Origin of the sequence: Alishewanella sp. HH-ZS, from assembly GCF_001704375.1 — a bacterium.
GTDB classification, from domain to species: Bacteria; Pseudomonadota; Gammaproteobacteria; order Enterobacterales; family Alteromonadaceae; genus Alishewanella; species Alishewanella aestuarii.
In genome coordinates this window covers 100073-108850 of record NZ_LZEJ01000009.1, presented here as the reverse complement: position 1 = coordinate 108850, position 8778 = coordinate 100073, and the positions used below count along the sequence as shown (strand labels likewise).

The window sequence follows — 8778 nt, the reverse complement described above, 5'->3', positions numbered from 1 at the left end:
CCGCCCGGTGCGGACCCGCATGCCGGGTGGTGTGGCAGGGGCCAGTCAGTTACACTGACTGCCCCTATGCCAATTTTGGCGGTAATAACGGCAACGGTGCAGGGTAACAGAGGCTCACCTCTGGTCAGTTTCGTGCATCTGCATTATAGTTGTCGGGCTGACTTTGAGAATGATGGAACGCTGTTTGCATAACTCTGAAATAAAGTTTGGCTTAATGACGTGAGTCTGGTTGCTCGGCTAAGGAAAACTGATGCCCGTTCGTATTTTATTAGTATTGTTGCTTGTCAATTTTTCGACGTTTGCGTTCTCGCAAAGTACGCCAACGCAGATCCGTGGCCCGAAAAGCAGCGATAATGCCTTTATCCAGCAACAGTTTGGCCCGCTAACGGCCAGCGATACCCTATGGCGGATTGCCGAGCAGGTTAAGCCCAACGACAGTGTGACCACCTATCAGGTGATGTACGCGCTTTTTCTGAAAAACCCTGGTGCCTTTAATGACGCTAACTTTAATCATTTACGGCCGGGCGCGATCTTAATCCTGCCAGATTTGCGGGAAATTCGCAGTGTCGATGCCGAGCAAGCCAGACGTAAAGCCGAACTGGATGATCAGGCTTGGGCGGAGCGTACCCGCCGTGAAGCAGAGGCCAGAGCCCGGGCGCGCGAGCAAGCCGCTAAACCTAATCAGGTGCAACAACAAGCACTGACCGAATTAAATGCGCTAAAAGATAACTATCAAAGCTCAATGCTATTGATTGAAGGCATTGCCCGCGAAAACGAACAATTACGCAGTTCTCTGGGGCGGGTGCAGCAAGAGTTAGAGGGGTTAAAAGCGCAGTTAGCGGAAGATAGCCTGTTACAGCAGCAACTGAACCAGTTACTGGAGCAACAGCAGGCAATACTGGCTGAACAGGAAGCCCGTCGTCTGGCAGAGCTGGCAGCAGCACAGGCGCAGCAACAGGCAGCCAGTGGTTCCTGGCTGAATAACCCGCTGATTTGGGCTTTGGCGGCCTCTTTCCCGGCAATTCTGGCATTAGTCGGTTTGTTGTTCTGGTTTAAACGTCGTAGTCAGAAGACCGAAGAAGTGATCAGTGCTGCGACGAAAGAGCCGGTTGCGCCAGCCGGTTATCAATCACCGGTACCGCCACTGGATAGCAGTCAGGACTTTGACGATAGTCTCTTTACACTAGACGATAGTTTACTGGACGACGCCTTTGAGCCTACCCCGGTAGCAAAAGCCAGCACCAGTGCCGCCGTAGAGGACGGACTGAGTGATTTTAGCGACGATATCTTGCTGGACGATTTGGATGTCGATGTGTTATCGACAGATGTCTTAGATGTGCCGCAGGACGATCAATTAGATTTTTCACTGGACGATGTCTCCGATGCCGAAGTCACGCCAAGCAGTGATGATTTAACTTTACCGGAGAGCGCAGATTTTAATTTTGATGCCAACAATATCTTATCTGATACTGACCTGGCCTCGCTGTTAGCGGCCGAGGACGAACCAGAAGCAGAGGAAATCATCGAGTTTGCCGAACCGGAAGCGGCGGCCGCACCGGAACTTACCCCGGCTCAGGTGGAGCGAGAGCAAACTGAGTTCACTGATCAGGATGATATTGATAATTTGCTTGAGGAAATTGAGCTGGACTGGCCACAAGATCCCGATACGCAAGCAGCAGAGCTTGCCGTTGTCGCAGAACCGGAGATCACGCCAGACGAGTTTGATGCTGGGCTGGAAGAAGACAGTCTGCAGCAAGCTGACCTCCTAGCGTCGGAGAGTATTGAGGAAATTGCCGGTGCTGAGCCCCGCTTTGATAGCTCAGAGTTAGAAGCCTTTGCCGAGCAACTCGCCGCCGAAGGTGCACAACAGGACACGACAAGTCTGGATGAGTTGTTAACCGAAGACGAAGAGCGGTTGCAGAGCGAGCTGGACGATATACTGATTCAGGCTGCAGAGCAAACTGCCATTGCCGGGCAGCATAGTGCATCAGATGAGGAAGATCACAGCACCGAGTTGTCAGACGCCGCTATCTTAGATGAGGAATGGCTGGCGGAACAGGAAGCAGAGCAAGAATTACCGCTCGTCACAACCAGCGAAGCAGAAGCCGATTTACTGGATACCATGGCTGCGCCGGAGATCGAGTCTGACGCTGAAGAGGTGCCAAGCGTTGATTTGACTGAAGCCGAAGATTTGTCGGTACAACAACCTTCAGAAGCGATGCTGGCCGTTGAGAATCCCAGCGCGGTACTGGATACCTATCCGGAACTGGATTTGTCTGATTTTGATCCGGAAGATGAGCAACAGCTGGCTTTGTTATCGCAGCAGTTGGAAAATCTGACGACGGATCCGGACGCTGAGCAGCTTGATACAGCGGTAAATGAGCTAACACCAGAAGAGCTGAATCTGACCGATTTGGAAGATAGTCAGTTTGAGCAATTATTGGATGAACTGGAGCACATAACGCCGCCAGCGGCTGAGCAGGATGAGCCTGAAGCGCAACCTGACTTAGGTAGCGCTGAGACGGAACAGCAGCAGACTGAGGTTACGCCCTCATCCGATGAGGTCTTGTCTGATACCGATTTTGTTGAAATTGATAATTTATTATCGGCGCTGGAACAACCTGATAACGACGAAAGCCGTTTTGAACAGCTGAATGTGGATGTTGGCTTGGATGAATTTGCCGATATTATCGGTGAACATACCAAGATGGATGTTGATCAGGAAGATAATGGCTTCGCCGCCAAGTTAGATTTGGTACGGGCTTATATCGAGATGGATGAACCTGAAAGTGCAACCCTGCTGATTGATGAAATCCTGACCTCAGTGGCACCTGAACATGTTAAGGACGAAGCACGTCAGCTGCGGCCAGAGTAGGTAACTGACGCTCGCTGGGTTATACTAGCCCCGAAATTTAGTAGGGGCCAAGATGCGGATAGCCTTAGGAATCGAATATGACGGCAGCAGCTTTTATGGCTGGCAACGTCAGCGCGAAGTTAATAGCGTGCAGCAGGAACTGGAAACAGCACTGGCCAAAGTGGCCAATCAGCCAGTAGAACTCTTTTGTGCCGGCAGAACCGATGCGGGTGTGCATGCCACCGGTCAGGTGGTGCACTTTGATACCGACGCGGTGCGGGATGAAAAAGCCTGGGTGATGGGTACCAATGCCCAGCTGCCGGATCAAATTGCCGTGCGTTGGGCCAAGGTTGTACCGGACGATTTCCACGCCCGCTTCAGCGCGACAGCGCGCCGTTACCGTTACGTAATTTACAATCATAAACATCGTCCGGCTATTCTGCGCGCCGGGCTAAGTCATTATCATCAGCAGCTGGATATTGCACTGATGCAACAAGCAGCGCCGGCCTTGTTGGGGGAGCAGGATTTCAGTGCTTTCCGTGCCATCCAGTGCCAATCAAAAACGCCGTTTCGCAATGTGCATCATCTGCGCATTGAACGCTTTGGTGACTATATTGTCCTTGATATCAAGGCCAATGCCTTTTTACATCATATGGTGCGTAATATTACCGGTAGCTTATTAGAAATCGGCATGCGGCGGCAGCCACCTGCGTGGCTGGCGCAACTGCTGGCCAGCCGGGATCGTACCCAGGCGGCAGCAACGGCGAAAGCAGGGGGCTTGTATCTGGTGGAGGTCGATTATCCCGCGCACTATGCGATACCGCAGGTTGAGCTGGGGCCGTTATTTTTGCCACCGACCTGAACGCAGGGTAGCGTCGCGCACTACTAAGACCAGTTTTCTGTATTCTGCCCTGCTTGATTTGTGTTTTAATAGCCGCATTTTCGCCATTTCGATGGTTTTAGCGTATTTTTTGCCCGCTTCCGCCGGCAATTACCAAATTAGGAAAAGGTTATGAGTTGGTTAGAAAAGATTCTGCCCAGAACGTCATCGTCAGATCGCCGTAATATTCCGGAAGGGGTGTGGACCAAGTGCACGTCTTGCGATGCGGTACTGTATAAAGCCGATCTGGATCGTAATCTTGGGGTTTGCCCAAAGTGCGATCATCATATGCGGATCTCTGCCCGCAGCCGTTTACAGCATTTTTTTGACACGCACTCAACTACCGAGCTGGCAGCTGAGTTAGAGCCGCAAGACTTATTAAAGTTTAAAGACAGTAAGAAGTATAAAGATCGGATCGTCGCTGCCCAAAAAGAAACCAATGAAAAAGATGCGATGGTAGTGATGCACGGTACTCTGCATGGTATGCCAGTGGTAGCGGCGTCTTTTGAATTTGAATTTATGGGCGGTTCGATGGCTTCTGTCGTCGGTGCTAAGTTTGTCGCAGGCGTTGAATATGCGCTGAAACATAAAATCCCCTTTGTCTGCTTTTCTGCCAGTGGTGGTGCCCGGATGCAGGAGGCCTTGTTCTCATTGATGCAAATGGCGAAAACCAGTGCTGCGCTGGCCCGGATGAGTGAGCAGGGGCTGCCTTATATTTCGGTATTAACTGACCCTACCATGGGTGGCGTTTCGGCCAGTCTGGCGATGCTGGGTGATATCAATATCGGTGAGCCCAAGGCACTGATTGGCTTCGCCGGCCCGCGCGTGATAGAACAAACCGTACGCGAGAAACTACCGGAAGGTTTCCAGCGCAGCGAATTCCTGTTGGAGCACGGCGCTATTGATATGATCGTTGACCGGCGGAAAATGCGCGATACAATTGCCCGACTTTTAGCGAAGTTTATGCAGTTACCTGCTCCGCAGTCGGAGTAATGCATTCCGGAGAGTTATGTCTGTCCAGCCGTTGACCAGCCAATCGTGCCATACCCTGGCCGATTGGCTTTGTTATATTGAACAAAGCCATCCTATTGATAAAATTGAACTGGGTCTGCAGCGGGTAACCGAAGTTGCCAGCCGCGGTAACTTAGCTGCTTTGCCTGGCAAGGTTATCCTGATTGCCGGCACCAACGGCAAAGGCACCACAGCGCGCACCCTGGAGCAATTGCTGCTGGCGCAGGGCTATCGGGTAGGCGTATACAGCTCACCGCATTTACTGCGCTTCAATGAGCGTTTGCGGATCGATGGCCAGGATGTGGCAGATGATGCCTGGCTGAGTGCTTTTCAGCAGGTCGAAAGCTTACGCCAGGAGATTCCGCTAACTTACTTTGAATTTACCACCCTGGTAGCCTTTGCCATTCTGCGTGCGGCGCAGCCGGATTTTTGTTTGATTGAAGTCGGCTTAGGCGGCCGCCTGGATGCCACCAATATTGTGGCGCCCGATATCAGTGTTATTACCACCATCGACTTGGATCATCAGGCATTTCTGGGGCCGGATCGGGAAAGTATCGGGCGTGAAAAGGCCGGAGTCTTCCGCGCTGATAAAGTCGCTGTTTGCGGCGACCTGCAGCTACCGCAAAGTGTCAGTGCCGTTGCACTGCAGACGCAGGCTAAGTTGCTGCTGATCAACCGCGATTATTATTATCAACAGCAGGCCGATAACTGGAGCTGGCAGGGACAGCAGCAGCGCAGCGGTTTACCGATACCGGCGGTGCCACTGCAAAATGTCGCTACGGCGCTGACAGTATTGGAGCAACTGGGCGTATTACCTGAGTCAGCACTATTGGCAAAGGCGTTACCCGGGCTTAGCCTGCCCGGACGTATGCAGTGGCTGCAACAGCAACCGGCAATTCTGCTTGATGTGGCGCATAATCCGCAGTCGGTGGCTTATTTGGCGAGCCAACTCCAACAACTGCGCCAACGCTATCCGCGGCTGATTGGCCTGGTGGGTATGCTGAAAGATAAGGATTTGCCCCAGGCACTACTGCCCTTGACGACCTGTATCGATGAGTGGCATCTTGTCAGCCTGCCCGGTAATCGGGGAGCCAGTAGTGAGCAACTGGCAGCGGCGCTAAATACGGTATTACCGACCGTACAGGCAACGCAACATCAGGATGTGGCCCAGGCCTTTACCCAGCTTCGTGATGCCATGGCCGCGACGGATTTGCTGGTTGTTTTTGGATCTTTTGTTACTGTTGCCGGCGTATTGGCGCTGTCGCGGGAGGAAGAATGAGTGCAAAATTTAAACATCGCTTGCTCGGTACCAGTATTTTACTGATGCTGGCGATTATATTTTTGCCGGACTTGCTGGACGGTCAAAAGCAGGTGGTGAAGGACGATTTCCAGGTCATTCCGGAGCGCCCGGAGTTTGCAGGCGTGCAGCAGGTTGCACCCTTTGATGACAGTGCCTTGACGCAAGCGCAAGTCGTCTCCGAGCAACAGCCAGAGCAGGGTGAGGTGCCGCTGGACGAACAAACGGCCAGTCGGCCAGAGTTGCCATCACAGCAATTTGCGACTGTGACTGTTGATGCGGCAGGGCAAGCGCAAACCCAGACTGCAACAACTCCGGCACCTACTACGGTAAGTCAGCCGGCGGCGGCTAACCCGCCATCAGCTACTACGCCAGCACTGAATCAGGCTGCCTGGGTTGTCAGAGTGGGCAGTTTTAGTAACCGTCAAAATGCCAATGCTCTGGTGACCAAGTTGCGCCAGGAAGGTTTTACCACCTTTACCCGCGACATTACCAATGCTAGTGGCCAGCAGTTAACCAGTGTCTTCGTTGGCCCGGAAATTCGCCGTGAAAAGCTGGAGCAGGGATTACCTAAGCTACGCCAGCTTACCGGCGTAGAGCGGTTGGTGATTAGCAATTACCAGCCAGCGGAAAATAATTAGCTATTGCACGGCGCAATTTGGTAGAATGCGCGCCGTCAATAAGCATCCTTTGGTAGCAAATGAGTTGGATTGATTTCACCATTCTGGCGATCATTGCCTTATCCGCCGTGATAAGTCTGGTCCGGGGCTTCGTAAAAGAGGCTATCTCGTTGACCGTCTGGATCGCCGCCTTCTTTATTGCCAGCTCTTACTATCCGCATCTTGCCAGCTTTTTCACTAACCTTACCGACGACACCATCAGAAACGCTGTAGCGATCGCCATTTTGTTTATCAGCGCACTGATTGTTGGTGCTTTAATTAACTATCTGATTAGCAAGCTGGTGCAATCGACGGGACTGTCTGGCACCGATCGGCTGCTCGGGCTGATTTTCGGTGCGCTGCGTGGCGTGTTAGTCGTCAGTGCGCTATTGTTTTTCGCTGATGCCTTTACCCCGGCTGCCAGCAGTGACTGGTGGCGACAATCGGTATTGATCCCCGAATTTGGTTTTATCATTGAATGGTTTTTCGAGTATTTGCAAAGCCATTCCAGTTTTATGCAAAAGCCCTAGCCGGCGAGGAAATTTCAATGTGTGGTATTGTTGGTATCGTAGGTAAGTATCCGGTCAATCAGGCCTTATATGATGGTCTGACAGTGTTACAGCACCGTGGGCAGGATGCGGCCGGTATTGTTACGGTGGATAATAATACCTTGCGCTTACGCAAGGCGAATGGCCTGGTTAAAGATGTTTTTGAAACCCGCCATATGCAGCGCCTGGCCGGTAAAATTGGTATTGGTCATGTTCGCTATCCTACCGCGGGCTCTTCCAGCACGGCGGAAGCACAGCCATTTTACGTCAATAGCCCTTTTGGTATCGCTCTGGCGCACAATGGTAACCTGACCAATGCGCATGAACTGAAAGACGAGATCTTCCGGCTGGCGCGCCGCCATGTAAATACCACCTCTGACTCCGAGGTATTATTGAATGTGCTGGCGCATGAACTGGCAGTGCAAAGTAGTATGCAGCTGGAGCCAGAGCAAATTTTTAAAGCCATTGCCAATGTGCACCGTAAGGTACGCGGTGGCTATGCAGCAGTCGCCCTGGTGATCGGTCATGGCCTTATTGCCTTCCGCGACCCGAACGGCATCCGACCACTGGTAATGGGTAAGCGGGAAACACCAGCTGGCACTGAATATATGGTGGCATCAGAGAGTGTGGCGCTGGATGCGGATGGCTTCTCCGTGTTGCGTGATATTTCGCCGGGTGAAGCGGTGTATATTACCGAGCAGGGCGAGCTGCACAGCCAGCAATGTTCAGAAAACCCAAGCTATACCCCCTGTATCTTTGAATATGTGTATTTCGCGCGGCCAGACTCGACGATGGATAATATCTCGGTGTATGCCTCCCGCGTGGCGATGGGGAAATATCTGGGCGAGAAAATTAAACGCGAGTGGTCGCATCTGGATATCGATGTGGTGATCCCTATCCCTGAAACCAGTAATGACGCAGCGCTGGAAATTGCCAGTGTCCTCGGTTTACCGTATCGCCAGGGCTTTGTGAAAAATCGCTATATCGGCCGTACCTTTATTATGCCAGGACAAACGCAGCGCAAGAAATCGGTAAAGCGCAAGCTGAATGCGATCTGGCAGGAGTTTAAAGGTAAGAATGTATTATTGGTTGACGATTCGATTGTCCGCGGTACTACCTCTGGCCAGATTATCGAAATGGCGCGGGAAGCCGGTGCCAAAAAAGTATACTTTGCCTCTGCCGCGCCGGAAATTCGTTTTCCGAACGTCTATGGTATTGATATGCCATCGGCTAATGAGTTGATTGCGCATGGCCATGACGTCGAAAGCATCTGTCAGATCATCGGTGCCGATGGCCTGATTTTCCAATCACTGCCGGATCTGATCGCCGCAGTACGTAGCGAAAATCCGGATATCAAACGTTTTGAAACCTCAGTGTTTGATGGCCATTACGTCACCAACGATATCGACCAGGATTATCTGAACCGGCTGGACCAGATGCGTAGTGACGATGCTAAAGTGGCTTCAGTTATGTCAATGGCCTCACATCTGGAAACCTATAACGAGGGTTGAGTCCGGCGCTAAGCAAAC

7 protein-coding genes are annotated in these 8778 nt (G+C 52.0%); all 7 read left to right on the top strand.

The window, feature by feature from the left end:
• Nucleotides 1-250: 250 nt before the first annotated feature.
• The 7 genes from A9165_RS05360 to purF all read left to right on the top strand — a co-directional run bounded on the left by A9165_RS05360 (nt 251) and on the right by purF (nt 8760).
• On the top strand, nt 251-2875 hold the full coding sequence (locus A9165_RS05360; RefSeq protein ID WP_065955169.1) for a FimV/HubP family polar landmark protein: 2625 nt from the start codon (nt 251-253) through the stop codon (nt 2873-2875).
• 52 nt (nt 2876-2927) lie between these two features.
• Complete coding sequence (gene truA, locus A9165_RS05355) at nt 2928-3716, top strand: tRNA pseudouridine(38-40) synthase TruA (protein ID WP_008607462.1); 789 nt, start codon at nt 2928-2930, stop codon at nt 3714-3716.
• 150 nt (nt 3717-3866) lie between these two features.
• Nucleotides 3867-4727, top strand: a complete 861-nt coding sequence (accD, locus tag A9165_RS05350) for an acetyl-CoA carboxylase, carboxyltransferase subunit beta (protein ID WP_008607463.1) — start codon at nt 3867-3869, stop codon at nt 4725-4727.
• A 16-nt stretch (nt 4728-4743) separates the two neighbouring features.
• Nucleotides 4744-6024, top strand: a complete 1281-nt coding sequence (gene folC / locus A9165_RS05345) for a bifunctional tetrahydrofolate synthase/dihydrofolate synthase (protein WP_065955168.1) — start codon at nt 4744-4746, stop codon at nt 6022-6024.
• On the top strand, nt 6021-6683 hold the full coding sequence (locus A9165_RS05340; RefSeq protein ID WP_065955167.1) for an SPOR domain-containing protein: 663 nt from the start codon (nt 6021-6023) through the stop codon (nt 6681-6683). Before folC ends, A9165_RS05340 begins: the two co-directional genes overlap by 4 nt.
• A gap of 59 nt (nt 6684-6742) precedes the next feature.
• Nucleotides 6743-7231, top strand: coding sequence for a CvpA family protein (locus tag A9165_RS05335; protein WP_065955166.1), 489 nt, complete (start codon nt 6743-6745; stop codon nt 7229-7231).
• Between the two features lie 17 nt (nt 7232-7248).
• On the top strand, nt 7249-8760 hold the full coding sequence (purF, locus tag A9165_RS05330; protein ID WP_065955165.1) for an amidophosphoribosyltransferase: 1512 nt from the start codon (nt 7249-7251) through the stop codon (nt 8758-8760).
• The last annotated feature ends 18 nt before the right edge of the window (nt 8761-8778 follow it).